The sequence below is a fragment of the Thiorhodococcus drewsii AZ1 genome (assembly GCF_000224065.1).
GTDB lineage: Bacteria > Pseudomonadota > Gammaproteobacteria > Chromatiales > Chromatiaceae > Imhoffiella > Imhoffiella drewsii.
Window position 1 is genome coordinate 281,074 of the sequence record NZ_AFWT01000001.1, and the last position, 18,429, is coordinate 299,502.

Consider the following 18,429-nt stretch of genomic DNA (forward strand, 5'->3'; position numbering starts at 1 on the left):
GGGTAGGGTCTCGACCTCCTTCATCATCAAGGACATCTCTCAATGGATATTCCAGCCATGCTGCAGCAATGGCCGATGGAGGCGGTGGTCGCCATCATCGCCGGAGTCGTCATTCTGCTGGTGCCGCGCGTGCTCAACTACGCCGTCGCCGCCTATCTGCTCCTCATCGGCGCGCTCGGTCTCATGCACTACTTCCACGGCCAGCCGATTTCCCCCATGGCGGTGATCTCGATCGTCGCCGGCGCCCTCATCCTCATCAAACCGGCGATCCTCAACTATGTCGTGGGGTTTTATCTGATCCTCGCAGGTCTGTTGCAGGCTGGAATGCTCAGGTTTTAGAGGGTGTTTACAAAATTATGTCGTTAATCGCCGAGCCAGCAAGCGCGCTTCTGCGAGCCAACCCCAGGTCTCGGAGACCTTCAGCAATCGATCGTGATGCATGATCAGGCGTCGAGCATGCTCGTTCCAGGCATGGGTGCGTTCGACCACCCACCGCTTGGGGAAGATGACGACCGCTATTGACCACAATGGCCTCCGGCGGCAGCGGGACGGGCGCCGGGACAACTGCTCCCAAAACGCCTCGACCTGCGCGCTCAGTCGCGTTTGGTCGCGCTCAATCGTCTGCTCCGATTGGCGCACGCCCAACAGGTGCTCAAGGAACTGCTCGGCCTGGGCATAGGACATCGCCTGCATCAGTCGGGCATTCCACTCCTGCAGCAGATAGGAGGTGCACTGGGCGGGGGCAGCTGCAGGCGTGCATCCAAGGGGGGGCGCCTCCAACGTCTGCTCCTCGCGCTGGCCATAGACGAACCGCTCAATGGTGTACTCGCCAAAGAGGTTGCGGTAAGGACGTGGGCGCGACGCCAAGCGCGTGACTGTGCGCCCATCCTCCAGTTTCAACGGTTCCCCGACATCACCCGGACCGCTCAGGGTCAAGAAGCTCTGAAACAAACTGTGGCCGAGTCGCAGCAACTGGCTCAACAGCCCCTCCCTGCTCTAGGTTATGCGCCGCCGTTCCCGTTTCCACCGCCGCCTGCACCATCGTGATCATGGCTTCGAATTCGCGACGGACAGGGGGGGAATCGCTTCAGGGACAGCAGGCAGCAGACGCGACATCGCAAGATCCTCAAGGCAGCAAAACCGTGCCGATCAACACCGACCAACGGGCTCTGTTACGCTCGCTCTGACGCGCAGACTTGCCACGTCACCCAGATCAATTATGCCTCCTTTGTGTACGGCTCGGGGCGCGCTCGGCAGGTTGCACCCACCATGGACGGCTCGAATATCAGAAGGGTCGCATTATCTTCGTCGATCACAGCACCAATGGAGCCCCGGTTCAGGAGCAAACCTCCGCCGAGTCTGTTCTGGTCCATCGTGAACAGCGCTGGTTGCGTGGCGAGGGATGGTTGCGTTTCGGCTGCCGCGAGGATGCATCGGGAGAGGTGACGGTGGGCTATTGCTGCGAAAATTCAGAGCATAGCCTGACCTAAAAGTCGGATCCGCCAGCCTGATCAGGCACTTGAGGTGCCTGTTTTCGCTCTCTCCGAGCAAGACATTTCTGGCGGCAGGTCTCTCGGTCTGACACTCGAGTAAGAGTCCATCAACTATTTCGCGATTGGATTTGCAGAGGGTTCCTGGGATGACCGAATTGCAATCGGCCCATTGAGGCCAAGGGTCGTGGTGAGATGTTTCGATTGGACTCCGACCATGGCGGCATTGCCAAGTACAATTCGGCGATCCTGGGAACGACCGGCCGAGAAGTTGATGGTAGAGATTTTCTTGCGTCAACGCACACCAGTATTCGCTCGAAATATTTTTATGTGCGACAAAATGTCTGAATCCTCCCGTCTGGAAGAGTGAATGTTTCCTGGAGACAGAATTGGCCGGTCTGATTTTGCTCCTTTATTAACTCTGAGCTTGGAGAGATTCAATCCAATGACAGTCAGTGTAATGATTCGGGAAGAGGCTTCCTTGGGGACCGATCATGACAGGATTTGCTTAGGGCAGAGTGTCGCAACGGTCGTCAACATCTTGCAGTCGCGATCCTTTCTGTTTGGTATCACGTTCGTCGTGGTAGTGGTTGTCGATTATGTAAAGAGAAGCTGTCGAGTAAAGGCGCTATGAAAATGAATACAATGCTCGATGTCAAAAGATATTCTATTTTCATTGTCGCTGCCAGCTTGTATGTCTTAGTGCTGCCTGCACTTCTATCGTATCCTGTCACTTCTGTTGCAGCTCCGACAGTAAGGGAGTTCAGCCGGCTGGCTCATTTGGATGTGCCGAATGGTACTCGGCTGGAGGAAACTATCGTTCCAGATATCTACGCCTTTCGTTTTCGAAGCAATGTGCATCATAAATGCGCCCAGTACCTTTCAGGTGATTATCAGTTCATCGCGAATCAGGGAGGTAAGGGATGGAGATACTTGAAGACACGTTCGCCTGTCTCGCAAGCTGATGCAGCGACTATCGGAAAACGGATCGCCTCGGCAGCGCGTCCTCTTACCATTAAGATGGGGCCTGCAGGAAAGAGGGATGCATTCATTTTGATTAGCGGTGTGGATTGCGGTTTTTGCCGGAATCTGGAGAGGCAGCTCCACCAAGAAGATATCGCTTATCGTGTAGTACCAGTCATGCTATCGGATGAGAATCGCGATCTGGTTGAAGCTGTATGGTCTGCGGTTGATCCAAGCGTGGCTTGGTCGACGATCATGTCAGGTAAGGAAGCCAATTTTCCCAAATCGATGGAACACCGAAGATACCCATGGGAGGCATTCCATGATATGAACTGCATGATGGGCGGTGGGGCTCCGATAGCCATATTTCCTAACGGTGACATGGTTTTCGGCAAAGGGATTTTGCCGCGTATCGCGCATCAAAGGTAGACGTGAGCGAGTCGGTCTGGCCATTGGGTCCAGCCGGCTCGATATCGGATCGAAGACGATCTTGTGTTGAATGAGGATGAACCCATCAATCCCAGGGCGTTGAAGGTCACGAAGGGTGCTCACGCGTAACAGTGTTACGTCCCGTGTGATTATCTGCCTCGACGGAGCTATCCTTTGTTCCGAGCCCGCGAGGTGCTAGAGCACGTGGTCCACAAAGCCAGCGCTCGCGGAACAGCCCACAGCCCGGGAGCCTGATTGCCGATGGAAATCCGCCTGCACAAGAATGCCCGCACCACCCCAGCGATTCGTCGCGATTTGCAAGCATCCACGTTGCCGAACAAGGTCCTCGCCGCCCAGTACAACCTCTCGGTGCAGACGGTGAGAAAGTGGCGGCGACGCACGGTGGTCGAAGATGCTTCGCACCGCCCACACCGGCTCTCAACGACGCTCTCGCCCGAGCAGGAAGTCCTCGTGGTGGCCCTGCGTGAAACGCTGTTGCTGCCGTTCGACGATCTGTTGGCGGTTACCCGCGAATTCATCCACCCCGAGGCCTCGCGTTCGGCACTCGATCGGTGCTTGCGGCGCCACGGGATCTCCAACCTCAAGTCCCTGATCCCGCAGGAGGCGGACACCGCGAAGCGTCCGGTGAAGACCTTCAAGGACTACGCCCTCGGCTTCGTCCATGTCGACGTCAAGTACCTGCCCCAGATGCTCGATGAAGACCGCCGAAAATACCTCTTCGCGGCGATCGACCGTGCCACTCGCTGGGTCTACGTCGAGATCCTCGACGACAAGTCGGCGGCCTCGGCCAGTGGCTTTCTCGAGCGCCTGATCGCCAAGGCGCCGTTCACCCTCACCAAGATCCTCACCGACAACGGCAAAGAGTTCACCGACCGTTTCTGCGCCACGGGCGAGCGCTCGCCAACGGGGCAGCATCGCTTCGATCAGGTTTGCGCCCAGCACGCTATTGTGCATCGCCTAACCAAACCCAGAACTCCACAGACCAATGGCATGGTCGAGCGTTTCAATGGGCGCATCGCCGAGGTGCTGGCCACCACACGCTTCGACTCTTCACAGAGCCTGGAGCAAACCATCACCCGCTACGTCCAGGTCTACAACCAGCACATTCCGCAAAAAGCACTCGGGCATATCGCTCCGATTCAAGCCCTCAAGGATTGGGCCGAGAAGCGCCCCGAATTATTCAAAAAGCGTGTATATAATCTTCGGGGACTTGACACAAGAAATGTGTACGAAACTGGTTCGAGATATGGGTAAAGGGATGGGCTCAACATGGCGATGTCTTGATCTCGTCAACTGCACCAAGAGCACGGTGAGTAATGAGCGTAACTCGCTGATTGTAAATGTTATATTTCCGCGCCTTCAAAGCCCTGCCCATCAATCCCTAATCAGAACGACCCTGGCTCTCCTCCGGATCAATCCATTCGGATCCATTGAAGATCAATACGGTATCGAAATCGCAGATTAAATCGTGATACCCGTTACTGATATGAGGTAGAATACCAACCCTCCTGCACAAACCGAAAAAAGACTGAGTTTTCCCGTCAGGAAGCGGCAATTCACAACTGGAATAGTAGCCCCAACTCCAGTCCTTTTCGCAGGCGATACGTTCTTTATGGCCGTCGCCATTGAGGTCGAAGGCTAAGATTTCGTATCGTTGATCATCTATGTAGCTATATACATGAGTCCTAATATCTTTAAGGGTCTTGGGTGATACTATCCTCTTGGTGACACTGATTTCATGGCCGTCGAACGCATAATAGAGCTTGTGATCGATTTCCTGTTCGACCAGGAGAAGACGTTTTCCATCTTGTTCCATCTCGGGGTTGGTGATCTCTGGCTTGGGATCTGCGACGATTATCTTGCCATCCTTGAGGGCGGCGATTCGATAGTAGTCTAGGCATCTCGATCCAGGACATTTGTTGTATATCAGTAGCGCCTCCTGCTTTCCGTCGCCGTCGAAATCCTCGGTGAGATAGATGCGTCCTTGGATAGGACCACTGCGATACTCCCGTCCAGACTCGGTATCCTGGACGACAAGTATTTTCTTGTGGAAGTAGTTACTTTCATCCTTGATGTCGGTTTCAACCTCGGAATAGATGTGGTCGGCGAACAGTGCGGAGTTGTGAGCCATGAAGATAATCGGGGCGATTTTTGGCAGGATTCGCGATATCAGTCGCTGGGTCATGCTTCGTGGTTCCTCAACCGTGTTGTCTTCATCGGTTCCTTTTCAATCGTCATCATGGCGATGATGGTTGCCGGTGATGTGTAAATCTCGATTGGACGGCCAAATGACTGGATCTCGTCGTTTAATCCTCGTCGTTGCTGGTTGCAGCTCAGAGCCAATCCCCCATTAGGATGAAGGGAGCCCAATAGTAGGGGTGACGATAATCGGCTTGCCTCGACGTCAGTCCGTCTTCCGATGGTCGCAAGCCGAGTGGCACGCGTTTCCGCACAGCGGCATGCACCAGCTTGCCGCTGGTGTCGATCAATTCCATTTGGGCACGACGCAGGGCTTCCGCCTTGTCGAGCCCCTGCTCCTGGCGCAGCGCATAGAAGCGCTGCATCAACCAGGCGGTTGAGGTATCGGCGACGGACCAGAGGCTGGCGATTACACCGTGCGCCCCTTGGCGTTGGATGATGTCAGCGAGACCCTCGATTTCGATTCCGTCGGCATCCGGCCCCCCAAGCGCGGTCTCGCAGGCGGAAAGGGTGAATAGATCGACATGGGTGAGATCGAGAGCGCTTCTGCGCAGCTCGCTCATGCTGAGGAGCTCGCCGGTACCAAGCAGCAGGGCAGACTCCAGCTCATTGCCCGGTTGGAGGTTGAAGTGACTGGCGATGTGCACGATGGCATAGTCGCCGGCGGCAGCTTGGCGTAAGGCCTTTTCGGTGAATGCCTCGTTCAAGTGCACCGTGCCGGGGAGCAGTCCTTGATCGTTCGGGTCGTCCTGGCGACGCACGATGCTCTCCAACTCCTCCTCGACCGCTGGGAGCGCCGCAAATGCCCCGTGAGGCCTACTGGTGCCCAGACCTGCGATCCGTCGCTCTCGTCGATCCGTGGCAGGTGGTGGCGGCGTTGAGATGGTCGTGTCACGGACTACCGCGAGTCGTTCGGCTAGCCATCCCTGTCCATCGTGCAGCGCAGCGAGGGGAAGATAGCGCAGACGCCCGTCGAGCTGGCTCATCAGTGTCTGGATACCTTGTTCGGACAGGGTCGCTTCGAGTGGGCCAAGAATCCGCTCGTAGACAGCTTTGGCGGGTGGTTTGGGGTCTGTACCCGGATCGCGCAGCGCCTGGACGAGCGCCGAGATCAGCTTGTCCAAAGTCGATGCGTCGAGCGTTGAGACCGCTGTGCTCCAGCCGGACGGCGTCGTCAGCAGGAGTCGCAGGTGATCGCGTAGGATCAGCGTCTGGAGCAGGGCGGTCGGGCGACCGCTGCGGCTCGTGAGTGAGGCGAGTCGATGCGCTTGGCCACCATGAATTTCGGCCATCTGAGCGTTGATTCTAGCCTGCTCTGTGGGTGTGATCAGGGCTAAACGTGCTGGAAGCGCATCTAGGGCGGATCGGAGATCGGATTCGAGGGCCTGATGCTGTTTGGTCAGCACATTGATCGCAACCTGTTCTGTATCTGAGCGGACCTGCTCCAAGATGCGCTTCAATGGGATCAGCTTCGCTTCGACCGCCCGCAGATCCGCGGTGGTCTGATCGACCGCTTGGCTCCAATCGGTTTCGACAGGATTGAGACTGGCTCGCGTGCGTCGCGGATCGGACGCTGGATCTTTCACGAGCAGGTAGTCGTAGAGTTCGACCTCCCTGAGCATCTCCAGGATCTGCTGTGCTTCGGCATAGCGTCCCTGCTGGATCAGTCGCTCGGCGGTATCTCGGTAGACGAAGCGTCGACTCGTCAGGAGACCCTCCTGCATTCGTTGGTCGAGCTTGCGATTCGTGGCGCGCATTTCCTGGAGGAGATTCACCGCCAGCTTGCCCGCGGCGATAGCTGCGCGGTTTTGATTCCGGGCTGCGTAGACGTTGCTCACGGCTTGCCATAGGCGCCATGACAGCTCGGGCGTATCCAGCGTGGCGGTCAGGGTCAGGCCTTGGTTGAAATGCGCGAGTGCCTCCTCGGAGTCACCCTCTATCCAATGCACCAAGCCGAGATTGAGCCGGTCACTGGCCTCGGCTGCGCGGTCGCCGACCTCCCGGTCGATCGCAAGCGCCTGCTCCAGATAGCCCTGGGCTTGGCGGTTGCGGTCCATGGCACGGTACAGGTTGCCGATGTTGGCTAGGCTCGTACCCTCTCCAGCGCGGTCTCCCATTTCTCGGTGGATGGCGAGTGCCTCTTTGAATCGGCTCAGCGCGTCTTGATGACGGCCTTGGTGTTGGTCGATATTGCCAAGGTTGTTGAGACTGGCGGCTGCAGTGTCGCGATCGTCGATGCGCCGCTGGATGGCCAGTGCCTGTTGGAGATGATCGCGCGCCTCTTGTATCAGACCGAGATCGAATTTGACGGCGCCGATGTTGGTGAGTGTCTGACCCTCACCTCGAAGGCTGCGGAGTTTTCGATGAATGGCCAGCGCCGCTCGATAATGCTTTAGGGCATCCTGATAGCGGCAGCTGAGCTGGAAGACCAGGCCCATCATGGCGAGTGTCGCACTCTCACCCGATGGTTTTCCGATTGAGTGGAAGATGGTGCGTGCTCGGCCAAGCTGCTCTAGCGCCACGTCGTAACGACCTTGGATCTGATTGAGGATGCCGAGGTGGTGGAAGCTCAGGGCCTCACCCCTGCGGTCTCCGATCTCGTGGCGAATGGTGAGCGCCTGTTGGAAATGGCTCATTGCCCCCGGTATGTCATCAATCCGGGTCTCGACGATGCCAATGTTGTCGAGATCATTGGCTTCGGCGGCGCGCGAGCCGAGTCTGCGGTGGATGGCGAGCGCCTGGCGGTGCAGAGTCAATGCCTGAGGGTAGCGTCCGAGTCGCAGATAGACGACTCCGATGTTCGTGAGCGTGTTTGCCTCGCTGTCCAGGTCTCCAGCCTCACGCAGCAGGGGGAGCGCCTGATCGTAGTGGTCCAGGGCGTCCTGGTAGCGGTCGAGCTTCTCCAGCACGATTCCGAGATTGGTGAGCACCTTCCCCGCCTCGCCGAGCGCATCGAGTCGCCGGTTGATGGCGAGCGCCTGTTGCAGATGGCTCAGTGCCTCAGGGTAGCGGTCGAGTGCTTGGTACAGATTGCCCAGATTGCTGAGGTCCGCCGCCTGGCCCCACTCGTCGTGGATGCGGCGGCGAATTCCGAGCGCCTGCTCGTGGTGCTCGAGTGCCTGGGAATATTGGCCGAGGCTTTGCTCGACCAGGCCAAGATCAGACAAGAATGCCGCGATGGACCATTCATCCCCCCGCTGCCGCGCCAGCCCGAGCCCCTCCTCGAAGCAATCGCGCGCCTCGGGGTAGCGGTCGTGATTCAGGGCATCCATACCGCTGTCGAGCAAGAGCCCAATCCGTTGCCCTACCTCGTCCGTTTCAGGCGAGTCTGCGGCCGGGGCGTCGCCTAGCACACAGAGGGTCAGGCAGAGGCATACGGCCAGATAGATTCCCTGCGCCCTCACTCGATCCCAAGCAACACAAGCTGCGACAAAAATTCTCGGCATGTCCGTCTCTTCTGGTTGTGGTCGTTTGGAAGTCTGGTCAGCGTATCGGACTCGGCACTCGTTCCGGATCGGTCCCGATCGAGTCCTTACGACTATTCTGCAGGCTACTCGTGACTCGGCGGGCAGACTTGGGCAGACCTTCAAGACATACGACTGATCAATTCAAGGGTAAGCATGATGTCTCGAATCAAATATGGTGTCGTTTCGTTGCTGATGTGCGGCTTGACTGCCTGTAGCGATGGTCCAGCGGATACGGCCGAGCAATTTCTATTTGAGCTCTCCCATTGCAATTTCGAAAATGCAAAGAAATTGAGCACAGACCTGACGGGGCAGATGATCGACGTCATGAAAATGACAGGATTTCCTTGTGATCCAAATGCTGAGTTCGAGATTGTCGAAAAAAAAATCGACGGCTACCAGGCGGTCGTCTCTTTCAGGGAGGGTACCAATAAGGATTCGGAGCTCCAGGTCATTCATCTCGTGAAACACGATGGAGTATGGAAAGTCAACGAACAAAAACGCTAGTTGTTGCGACGATACTGCTTTTCGCCTCTGTTCTCCTGCTTAGATGGTATCACCTGACGACGAGACCTGTGGGCACGGTAGTCACATTCGATGTGAAAAGTGTTTCCGTCGGAGATCTCATTTTTCGGCGCGGCCGGGGATTGGCTTCCGATGTTGCAAGAAGATTCTCCCTGCAGGAGCAGCGTTTCTCGCATGTCGGCATCATCGTGGAGACCGAGGATGGTCTGGGAGTGGTTCACTCCATTGCCGATGATGCGAAAGGGTTCGACGGGGTGGTCGTAGAATCTATTTCGGGTTTTCTGGAGGATGCGCGTGATTGGTCGGCCTATCGACTCGCCGTGTCTCAGGAAGAGCGGAATGAAATTGGTAACGTGGCGTTGAGTATGGCGACGAAAGGTATTCGATTCGACAATGAGTATGACCTGTCGACGTCAGATCGACTCTATTGCACAGAGCTTGTCAGATCCGTCGTCAATAGCGCGTTGAGGGCAGAGTTCTTCACGGCAAAGACACACAGAATGGGACGGGATTTCGTCTCGATCAGTGATCTTTATGTCGATATGTCTGTGCAGGTTCTCAAAGTAAAGTGATGATGTCCACCATGAGCGTCTTTCAAGATGCCTGGCTAACGTTATCTAATGTCACGATCTCTATAGATATTGCCGTGGATTCAATTAATGGCGCATGAAAGATGTGGAAACTGCGGAGGCAATGGCCGCTTTCGTTGCAGTAACTGTGGCGGACAAGGTCAAAGTACTTGTTCTAATTGCGGAGGGCGCGGCCTGCAGGGTTATGGCGCCGATGCTACACTTTGCAGTACCTGTGGCGGCGGAGGAACGATCAGGTGCAGCTCCTGCGGAGGCAGCGGTGAAGTTAATTGTGGCACTTGTGGCGGTTCGGGAATGGTCTATGTTGGCTAAATCAGTACTGATTCAAAGGTCAAGGTTGCTGTCATAACCTGTTTTTAGGTGTTGCAATAAGGTAGGGAAACGCTGATTTATGGCGTTTCCCGTTCGGGCCAAGGATGGCCCGACATTTCCAGGCACGTAAGTGCTTGAAAATGGAGCGAACCGGAAACCGCATTTTCGGCCCACGAGCTGATTGAATGCCAGGAAGGCATTTAATCAGCATTTCCCTAGAGGTCGGATTACTATCAGCTATATGCGAAATTAAACAAAATTATTCCAAACTCTGAACGGAGATGATTCTTATGGCTGGTTCTGACCAATTATTCGCTGCTATTTTTGCTTCGGTTGGCGCTTTGCTATTCGTGATAGGGTATTTCGGAGACCACTGGGTCGATAGACGTCAGTTTTATCGAAGAAACGACAACGGAGTAGAAGAATTCAAGAGTTATGGCTCGGCCGTGGCGACAAGCTATATCGAAGGAATCGTTGGCTTCTTATCCAAAATTATAAAAATAATCGGGGGGATGCTCTTTGTCTTGGGGACGTTGGGTTTGGTGTCCCCTTATTTGTAGAAAAGAACAGCAGTTGGGATAGGGCTGGCGTCACGATACTGTGCTATGCCCAATTGACACGCTTAATGAATATGTGAGACGAAGACTATGATCGGATATCAGGAAAATACGCTGCCAGTAAACAGAAAGCGAATCGGTGTGGATACGATGTTCGCTCTGTCATGTGTAGTTGCAATCGTAATGGCCGGCATTTCCGGAGAGGCGGAGTCCGCTTCAGGAAAGGATCGGCGCACAATGGCCGAAAAACGCTGCGATGCCCTTGCTGCCTCGCCTGATGCCCCAGGAGTACGTGGTGAACAGGTGAATTTCGAGCGGATTAACGTCGCCGCCGCCTTTTCTGCGTGTAAAGAGGTCGTTCAGGATACATCCAAGCCGAGATACTGGTATCAGATGGGTCGCCTGCTTGATAAGGGAAAGTATTACAGAGAGGCTCTGCCCTGGTACCTCAAGGCCGCAAGGCAGGGTTTTGTTCCGGCGCAATATAATTTGGGTGTCAAGTACCGTGATGGCCAAGGGGTACAGAGAGACGATTCCATAGCAGCTGCCTTGTTTAGAAAGGCAGCTGAGCAAGGTGATGCGGATGCCCAGTTCAACTTGGGGTTATTCTACGCGGATGGGCAAGGTGTCCCCCGAAACGACGCCAAAGCGGTCGCTTGGTATCGTAAAGCTGCATCCCAAGGGTTGGCTGTTGCCCAATCTAATTTAGGATTTATGTACGAGCATGGTCGAGGGGTTCCCCGGAGCCTTAGAGAAGCGGCTGCTTGGTACGGCAAGGCTGCCGCCCAGGGAAATTCTATCGCCAGACGCAATTTGGCAAACCTACAAGGGGGCGGATCGTCCTATTCCTATGACGATGAACTGATGCAGCGCCAACAGACGCGTGATCTATATCGGAACGCCGGCGACCCTAATTGGAACATGCGGTAACAAGGTTTGACATGAGCGCTGAGAAACCGATGCTTTGATCGAAAGGGATGCTGATTGGCTGCCGCCATGGAAGGCAATCAGCTTACCGAATAGGAAGCCAGCCTCTCGGCTCGCACAACAAATGTGCTAAGAGATATTGTTTTTCGATTTTTATACTCTCGTGGGGAACCATTCTTCACGCTGGGATTTCTTTGAGGATTATATTTGTGGCTCTCGTTAAGTGTAAAGAGTGCAACTCCGACGTATCCGATTCTGCAGTTTCGTGTCCCAAGTGCGGTGCACCCGTAATCGGAGCTGACCAATCGCAATGTCCCCACTGCAGGACAGTTATCCACGAGAAAGCGACTAAGTGCCCAGGATGTGGCGCAGTGAAGGGCTACATTTATGACTCGAGATGGGGAGCTCTCGGGAAATTTGGCATGATCTTCTTTGGGTTCATTGTTCCTCCAATTGTGATTTTGTTCTTTCCGCCTGCAATGATTATATTTATCCCCTACGCTCTTTACTTTGCGTACCGTTATTTCGTTACCGGGCCACGATGGTTTGTGTAAATTCGTTGATCGCCTAGGTAGGTATCAGTGTCGGGTGAGCGCTTGCAGCTCAAGCGGTTCATCAATCGTCATCCATGTCTCGTTGAGTCCCTTCAGCGCTATTGCCCATTCGACGAGGAATTGATCGGGCGATTTTGCCCAAGCTTCGATTTGCTCTCGTCAAACAAGGCGGTGGAATGGACTCCTGAGCTGATCGATCGCTTCATCGGCGACTGGGATTGGTATGAGCTCTCGGCGAACCCAGGCTTGCCATGGAGCACTGAACTGATCGAGCGGTTTGCCGACCGCTGGTGCTGGGATCGGCTTCCCTCGCCCGCAACGCGAGCCCTGGATTGGGATTGGATCGGCCATCGTAATGATCCAGAGCTGTTCCGGTCTCTCTCCAGAAACTGGAGTTTGCCTTGGACTCAGTCGCTGATTGCAGGCCATGCGAATCAATGGGATTGGGATGCCTTGTCCTCTAATCCCTCGCTGCCCTGGACCAGCGATCTCATCGCAGATTATGAGAATCGGTGGTGTTGGGGGCGGAGTTGCAAACCTGAGTCTGCAGATGGTGGGCTCTCCGTGAATCGAGCTCTTCCCTGGAGTCTCGAGCTCATCGAGCAATACCGCGACAAATGGTGCTGGATTGACTCGGGGCTCTCGTCAAACCGTGGATTACCCTGGAACGATGAGTTGCTCGAGGTTTACGCCAGCCGGTGGGGCTGGGGTTGTTATGGACTCTCGCTCAACCCGGCTTTGCCCTGGACCTCTGACTTGATCGAGCGTTACTCCGAGCGCTGGTGCTGGGGAAATTGGGGGTTATCCGGTAATCTCGCCTTGCCATGGAGCATTGAGTTGATCGCGCGCTATGAGGATCGTTGGGGGTGGGAGGATCTGGTTGGCCGCTCCCCAAGCTATGGAGATGCATATTGTGTGTCGCTTTCCAGCAATAGCGGCCTTCCCTGGAGCATCGAGCTAATCGAGCGTTTTGCCTCGCGCTTTTGCCGGGTAGATCTGGCGACGAACCCCTCGCTTCCTTGGAGTTTCGAGTTTATCGAGCAGTTCGAGCGCTATTGGGGACGCAGCGATCCCGGTTCGTTTACCACCGAGACTGATGGCAAAGCCAGCCGTTGGCTCTGGTTCTTCTTGACGCAGAACCCGGCTTTGCCCTGGAGCACGGATTCGTTGCTGTATTTCGAGGATCGCTGGAAATACGATGATTTGTGCCTGCCGTCTGATCTCTGTCGGCTGCTACGGCGCGAGGATCTCATGGATTTTGCACTGGCTCGTTGACGATCTCAGCTGGTATCAACCCACTTCCATTCAGATCCGGTCGTCGGTTGTGGCGCGAGCCAGTGCCGCTTTTGTTACAGCAGAAGGCCCGTTGACCTCGATCGTGCTGGATTCGTGAGCTCCTCTACCAGGAGTCGAAATGAACAATACAATCATCGCCCTAACGTCTCTGGCACTGGTTGTCGGTTGCTCAAATAGTCAGGGTGTCACTGACGGCGATGCCGAAAAGGCCGCCGGTTCAAGCGTGGCGATCCAACAGTTGCCGTCCGATATGTGCGAGCGGCCAGCCTTGAAGGTGCGCGAGGTGCGTGGTCGGACCCTGATCCTAGATGCTGGTCGATTGGCCGGTGTGACCGTCGGCAGTCTCTATCTGTCATCGACGAACGGGGTGCGGGTCCGAATTCGAGAGACCGGTGCGACTTGGAGTCGCGGTGAGATCGAGTCCGGCTCTGTGGGGGTTGGCACCCTGCTCGTAGAGCACAGGCATGTCTACGAAACATTGCCGCTGAGGCTCTTCGTCATGCCGGTCTCTGGTGTCGACGACCAGCGATGGAAGGAGGAACTAGGCTCCAGGTTAGGACGCGTCCCTGGTTACCGCTGGACGAATTCCCGTGCCGATGCGGATCTGCTCCTGGCTCTGGTCAGTCCGCGACGGACGGAGGCCGTCATCCAAGACTGCGAGGGTCAGCGGAAGCATGATCGGCGATCAGTCGAGGATTCCGCTGTGGCCTCGGAGCTTCGGGTTCTGATGCCCGACGAACGCCTGTTGCACGAGGGATTCGTGATTTCTCCGGCGTCCGGTCAGGACGAGTGGGAGCGTCTGGCGCTGAGTCTGACCCGCTACCGGCATCTCATCGAGCTCAGGCGCCTCGTGAGCGATGCGAAGGGGCGGGCTGAGGTGAAGGTTTCCCTCATCCAGTTCGAACGCTGCGATCCCCAGCTCGATGGCGCCTTCCGCTTACCGGCAACCGGCGACTGGTATCGGCGTCTCCCCGGCATCCTTCCCATGGAGCAACTGGGCGCGCATTCCTGGCCCCAAGGAACGCTCATGAGCTTCGTGTTGGAGAGTTCAGCCCCTGGTGATCGTTATGTTTCATTGATCGAACTCGCTGCAAATGGAGCGGTTCGGCCGATTTTTCCGCTACCCGCCGATGATCGGTATCTGAAAGGCGGGGGCCGGGTCGATCTCACCGCCCAGGACATCGGGTTGTTGTTCGATGAGCCCGGCGACAATTCCTTGCTGATTCTAGTGACCCGCGAGGCGCTTGATCCCCGCCTAATGAGCCAGGAGGGTTACGGGCAGCGACGCGGTCCTTCGAACCCTGGCGGGCCAGGGCTCGGTCGATTCGCGTCGGTCCTCGAAGCGACCATGCAAGATCTCGGCACGGTGGGGTGGGCGGGGAGATTGATCGACTATCACGTCGATCCGGTAGGGACGAGACATGCGGATCTGCGTTGAGTCACTACAAATGATCTGGTTCCAGCAGAATACTAGGGCGTGGCGACGCCGACTTGTCGGGAGGTGCCGCAAGAGGAGCTGGCTGGCGTGCCAATATCTGATCGTGGCGCTCTTTTTGGTTTTCGAGGTACGCGCGGCGGATGATAGGCTCACCAATCATGCGGCCTTTTTCGTCGATGCCTATGGTTTGGCCGACGCCTCCACAGAGCCGCTGGTGGCGCGCGCATACCAGATCTTCTCGCAAATCAAGGCTGTGGCTGCTGTGCAGGGACGGCATACACCCCGGCTCAAGGTCCTGGGCACATCAGGCTCGCCCTGGGCACTGGCGCTTCCGGATGGCGCGGTCTTGCTCTCGCGGGGGGCGCTGGACATCTGCTATCGCGCGGCCGATGAGGATCTTGGGGACACGCGTTTGGCCTTCGTGTTCGGTCACGAGCTGGCCCACCTGGCCGACAACGATTTCTGGAGCGCTGAGGTCTATCGTTCCTTGGCCGACGACCAACTTGCGCCGCTCAGACGTCTATTGCACCAAACGACAGAAGTCGGTCCCGGGCGCCTGGCCGAAATTCAGCTCAAAGAGACCAAGGCCGATGATGGGGGCTTCTTTTATGCGGCGGTCGCAGGCTACCCGGTGCATCGGCTGTTGGGCGATCCTGCCTCTGATCGGTCGGATTTCTTCCAGTTCTGGAGCGAGCAGACCGAGGCCGGTTTCGTGGGGGATGGCACCCACCCGCCGCCGGAGGAGCGTGCCGCCTGGCTGCGTCAGCGGCTGAGCCAGATGCTCGGGGCCATCGAGCTGTGGCGTTTCGGAGTCAGGCTGCTGCAGGCGGATCGCTTGGACGACGCACGCTATTTCCTCGATGCCTTTCAGGAGCATTTTCCTTCTCGAGAGGTGTACGGCAACTTGGGCTATCTGTCGCTGCGTCAAGCCATGCAGCGCATGCCGCAGAAGGTGGCGACACGTTTTTGGATGCCGATCCAATTCGATCTCGATACCCGCGCAGACTCGTTGGGTGGAGCGTCGGTCACCCGCAACGCCGCAGGACTGACCTCCGAGGTCATCGATCTGCTTGAGACCGCCAGGAGTGCCTTGGAGAGGTCGGTCGAGCTCGATCCGGATTACATGCCCGGCTGGAGCAATCTTGCGGTGACCCATTTCTTCCTTGGCGATATCCACCTGGCGCGTGATGCCGTCGATCGAGCCCTGGCTAGGCGTCAAGAGAATGGCGCACTCTCGGCCTTGCAGGCCGCCATCATCGCCGAGACCGACCCGACCCTGGATCTCTGGCCTCAGGCGATCGAGCGTTTGGAAACACTGCTCGCACATCAGCCGCAGGCAGCGGCCGCTCATTACAATCTGGCGCGTTTGCTCGATGAGCGCGGCCGCGCGGCCGCAGCCGCGCCGCACTGGGCTTGGCTGCGCGCTCGTGCGGGTGAGCTACCCACTATCTATGCCGATGTGGTGTGCAGGTTCGAAGGCGGGGCGCGACACGCGGAGTGTCCAGCCACGAGGCCGAGGTCCAGGGGTCTGTTCCCCTGGCCGTTACCCATACAGCCTGGCGTGGATCTATACCAGGACACTGAGGTGGCGGAGCAGCTCACAGATTCAGCCTGGCAGCGGCTGACGCTTCGGTTTGGCACCGCGAAGATGGATGGGGCACTCTTTTGGCAGCCGGATCGTTTTGCAGTGCTCGTGCTCGGTGGCTATGTAGATACCTTCGTCCTCTATGGCGCCGATCTAGGAACGGCGGTGGAGCTGCGAAAACGTGTGGGTGCGCCTCACTCGATCCGGACGCTGCCGGGCGCGGAGATCTGGCAATACGGCGGCTGGGCCGCTGTGATCCGGAGCGGGCAGGTGACCGAGGCTTGGGCCATGAACGCGTCGCCGTACTGAGGTCATGAGTCCTGGAATATGCAATCCATCATCGATCGGGGGGCAAAATGAGAGACTATTGCGGCCTGTGCTATGAGGGCTATGACGAAGGCAATCTCGGTACCTGCAAGCAGTGCGGAGCCAGCTACTGTTACCGCTGCGGGAGTAACGGGCTCTGCGATCGTTGTGCCTCGTCCCTCAAGCCGTCGGTCGTGAAGGATATGGCAGGCGACGCGTCGCCATCGATCATTAAGAGGATCTGTACACGTTTGTGCGGCAAATAAGGAATAGTCGGGCTGAGGTTATGCACTGCTTGGGTGTGGGCGGCTCTTCATCGAGAGGGGTATTCCTAACTGCGGGGGAAGTGAAAATATTACTCGATCTTCGAGTTTTTATTTCAAAAGGGCGAGAATGGTTGTCGTTACCTGATAAGTAACTGCCGCCATTTTTTCTGCTGCTCTGCCGTTCATTGATGGCTATCTCGAAGACTTGGACACAGCCCTGAGGGAGCATGCGCCTGGGCGGGGCTTGACCTGCAGCCAGCGGCGCTGGCTGACGTTCTGTCTGAGGGGTCTGTTGCTGACCAATACGGTGAGCTGGGCACAGTTTGAGCGCTGTGGCTTGGGGTGGTATCGGTTCAGTGCCTTGTCGTGGATGTTTCGCCACACCAAGCTCCTCTGGGAGGGACTGTGGCAGGCCAGTGTCAGCGTGGTCGTTGCGCAGTATGGCGTGAGCGAAGGCGTGTTGGGCATTGATGACAGTGACCATCGCCGCGCCAAGCGCACCAAGCGCATTCACCGTAGCCACAAGGTCTACGACAAGAAGACGGGCGGCTATTTCAATGGGCAGGCGCTGGTGTTTCTCGTCCTGATCACGCCGCAGCTGACCCTTCCGGTGGGATTTCGCTTTGCTGCGCCGGATCCGCGCCAGGTGGCGTGGCGCGCGGAAGAGGCGCGCCTGAAGCGGCTGAAGATTCCCAAGGCCGAGCGCCCGCCACGCCCGGCCCCGGATGCAGCCTATCCGGGCAAGCCGCCGCTGGCCCTGGAGTTGATCGAAGCGTTTCGCCGCGCCCATCCGCAGGTGCGCCTCCGCGCCGTTCTGGCCGATGCGCTCTACGGGACGCAGGCGTTCATGGATCAGGCCAGCCACCGATGCGGCAACGTCCAGACGGTCAGCCAATTGCGCGCCAACCAAAAGGTGCGTTTTCGTGGTAAGGAGCGCGCGCGTGCACGTGTGCGCTCATGGCACCAAGCGCTTCGTTATCCCAACGAGAGCGAATATCGCTATCTGGTTGCCACCGATTTGAGCTGGCGCACGCTCGACATCGTCCAACTCTATACCCTGCGATGGCTCGTCGAGGTGTTTCTGGAGGACTGGAAGCTCAATGAAGGGTGGGGGCAACTGGCCAAACAGCCTGATGAAGAGGGATCAAGCCGAAGCCTAATCCTGAGTCTGCTGCTCGACCACGCCCTAATCCTTCACCCCGAGCAGCAAGCCCGCCTGAGCCGCCAGACGCCCGCGTGCACCGTGGGCTGCCTCCGACAGCAGTGCCAGGGTGAGGCACTCGTGGAGATGTTCCGACGGGTGTTGGAGGCCGAGGGTAAGCGTCCGGCCAATTACATCTATCCCGCCCAGAATCGAGTCTGCAAGATGAAATTCCATTCCATCACGACAGGAGTTTCAGCATGGCAGATCGACGGCGCACACGCGAGCAGTGGCAATCCATTGTTGAAGGCTGGCCAAAGAGTGGCCTGACCCAGGCGCAGTATTGCGCCCAGCAGGGCATCTCGG

15 protein-coding genes and 1 pseudogene are annotated in these 18,429 nt (G+C 57.0%); 13 read left to right on the forward strand and 3 right to left on the reverse strand.

Going from position 1 to position 18,429, the window contains the following annotated elements; translation table 11 throughout:
• Positions 1-42: 42 nt before the first annotated feature.
• Positions 43-339 carry a DUF3096 domain-containing protein gene (locus tag THIDRDRAFT_RS27250; RefSeq protein WP_007038961.1) on the forward strand — a complete coding sequence of 99 codons (297 nt, stop codon included), beginning with the start codon at positions 43-45 and terminating at the stop codon, positions 337-339.
• Positions 340-354: 15 nt separating this feature from the next.
• Here the strand turns inward: THIDRDRAFT_RS27250 and THIDRDRAFT_RS25415 are convergent.
• Positions 355-510, reverse strand: a pseudogene (locus THIDRDRAFT_RS25415) (IS5/IS1182 family transposase); the annotation flags it as partial.
• A gap of 1,610 nt (positions 511-2,120) precedes the next feature.
• On the opposite strand from THIDRDRAFT_RS25415, the gene THIDRDRAFT_RS01235 reads away from it, so the two are divergent.
• Both THIDRDRAFT_RS01235 and THIDRDRAFT_RS01240 read left to right on the forward strand, forming a co-directional pair.
• Positions 2,121-2,882, forward strand: a complete 762-nt coding sequence (locus tag THIDRDRAFT_RS01235) for a thioredoxin domain-containing protein (protein ID WP_007038963.1) — start codon at positions 2,121-2,123, stop codon at positions 2,880-2,882.
• Positions 2,883-3,143: 261 nt separating this feature from the next.
• The gene (locus tag THIDRDRAFT_RS01240; RefSeq protein WP_007038964.1) at positions 3,144-4,157 is read left to right on the forward strand and encodes an IS481 family transposase; all 1,014 of its coding nucleotides are present in this window, start codon (positions 3,144-3,146) and stop codon (positions 4,155-4,157) included.
• A gap of 127 nt (positions 4,158-4,284) precedes the next feature.
• Here THIDRDRAFT_RS01240 and THIDRDRAFT_RS01245 read toward each other — a convergent pair whose 3' ends face one another.
• Both THIDRDRAFT_RS01245 and THIDRDRAFT_RS01250 read right to left on the reverse strand, forming a co-directional pair.
• Positions 4,285-5,088 (reverse strand): hypothetical protein, encoded by an 804-nt coding sequence (locus THIDRDRAFT_RS01245; RefSeq protein WP_007038965.1) that lies wholly within the window; start codon positions 5,086-5,088, stop codon positions 4,285-4,287.
• Between the two features lie 148 nt (positions 5,089-5,236).
• Positions 5,237-8,389: a CHAT domain-containing protein gene (locus THIDRDRAFT_RS01250; protein WP_040843534.1), complete on the reverse strand. Its 3,153-nt coding sequence runs from the start codon at positions 8,387-8,389 to the stop codon at positions 5,237-5,239.
• 336 nt (positions 8,390-8,725) lie between these two features.
• Between THIDRDRAFT_RS01250 and THIDRDRAFT_RS01255 the strand changes: the two genes are divergently transcribed.
• From THIDRDRAFT_RS01255 to tnpA, 10 genes are all read left to right on the forward strand, one after another.
• Entirely contained in the window at positions 8,726-9,073 is a 348-nt protein-coding gene (locus THIDRDRAFT_RS01255) for a nuclear transport factor 2 family protein (RefSeq protein ID WP_216725600.1), read from the forward strand.
• 68 nt (positions 9,074-9,141) lie between these two features.
• Positions 9,142-9,663 (forward strand): YiiX/YebB-like N1pC/P60 family cysteine hydrolase, encoded by a 522-nt coding sequence (locus tag THIDRDRAFT_RS01260; protein WP_040843535.1) that lies wholly within the window; start codon positions 9,142-9,144, stop codon positions 9,661-9,663.
• 620 nt (positions 9,664-10,283) lie between these two features.
• Positions 10,284-10,553 carry a hypothetical protein gene (locus THIDRDRAFT_RS01270; protein WP_007038969.1) on the forward strand — a complete coding sequence of 90 codons (270 nt, stop codon included), beginning with the start codon at positions 10,284-10,286 and terminating at the stop codon, positions 10,551-10,553.
• A gap of 87 nt (positions 10,554-10,640) precedes the next feature.
• The gene (locus THIDRDRAFT_RS23460; RefSeq protein WP_007038970.1) at positions 10,641-11,480 is read left to right on the forward strand and encodes a tetratricopeptide repeat protein; all 840 of its coding nucleotides are present in this window, start codon (positions 10,641-10,643) and stop codon (positions 11,478-11,480) included.
• Positions 11,481-11,527: 47 nt separating this feature from the next.
• Positions 11,528-12,031 carry a zinc-ribbon domain-containing protein gene (locus tag THIDRDRAFT_RS27255; protein ID WP_425358420.1) on the forward strand — a complete coding sequence of 168 codons (504 nt, stop codon included), beginning with the start codon at positions 11,528-11,530 and terminating at the stop codon, positions 12,029-12,031.
• A 42-nt stretch (positions 12,032-12,073) separates the two neighbouring features.
• A complete protein-coding gene (locus THIDRDRAFT_RS01285) occupies positions 12,074-13,306 on the forward strand; it encodes a hypothetical protein (protein WP_040843540.1) in 1,233 nt (410 codons plus the stop codon).
• A gap of 139 nt (positions 13,307-13,445) precedes the next feature.
• Positions 13,446-14,765, forward strand: a complete 1,320-nt coding sequence (locus THIDRDRAFT_RS01290) for a hypothetical protein (RefSeq protein WP_007038972.1) — start codon at positions 13,446-13,448, stop codon at positions 14,763-14,765.
• Positions 14,766-14,868: 103 nt separating this feature from the next.
• Positions 14,869-16,659, forward strand: coding sequence for a M48 family metalloprotease (locus THIDRDRAFT_RS01295; protein ID WP_040843541.1), 1,791 nt, complete (start codon positions 14,869-14,871; stop codon positions 16,657-16,659).
• A 507-nt stretch (positions 16,660-17,166) separates the two neighbouring features.
• Complete coding sequence (locus THIDRDRAFT_RS01300) at positions 17,167-18,393, forward strand: transposase (RefSeq protein WP_281054751.1); 1,227 nt, start codon at positions 17,167-17,169, stop codon at positions 18,391-18,393.
• Positions 18,363-18,429, forward strand: a 67-nt coding sequence (gene tnpA / locus THIDRDRAFT_RS27260) for an IS66 family insertion sequence element accessory protein TnpA (RefSeq protein WP_425358421.1), incomplete at its 3' end; no start/stop codon positions are given. The genes THIDRDRAFT_RS01300 and tnpA, both read left to right, overlap by 31 nt.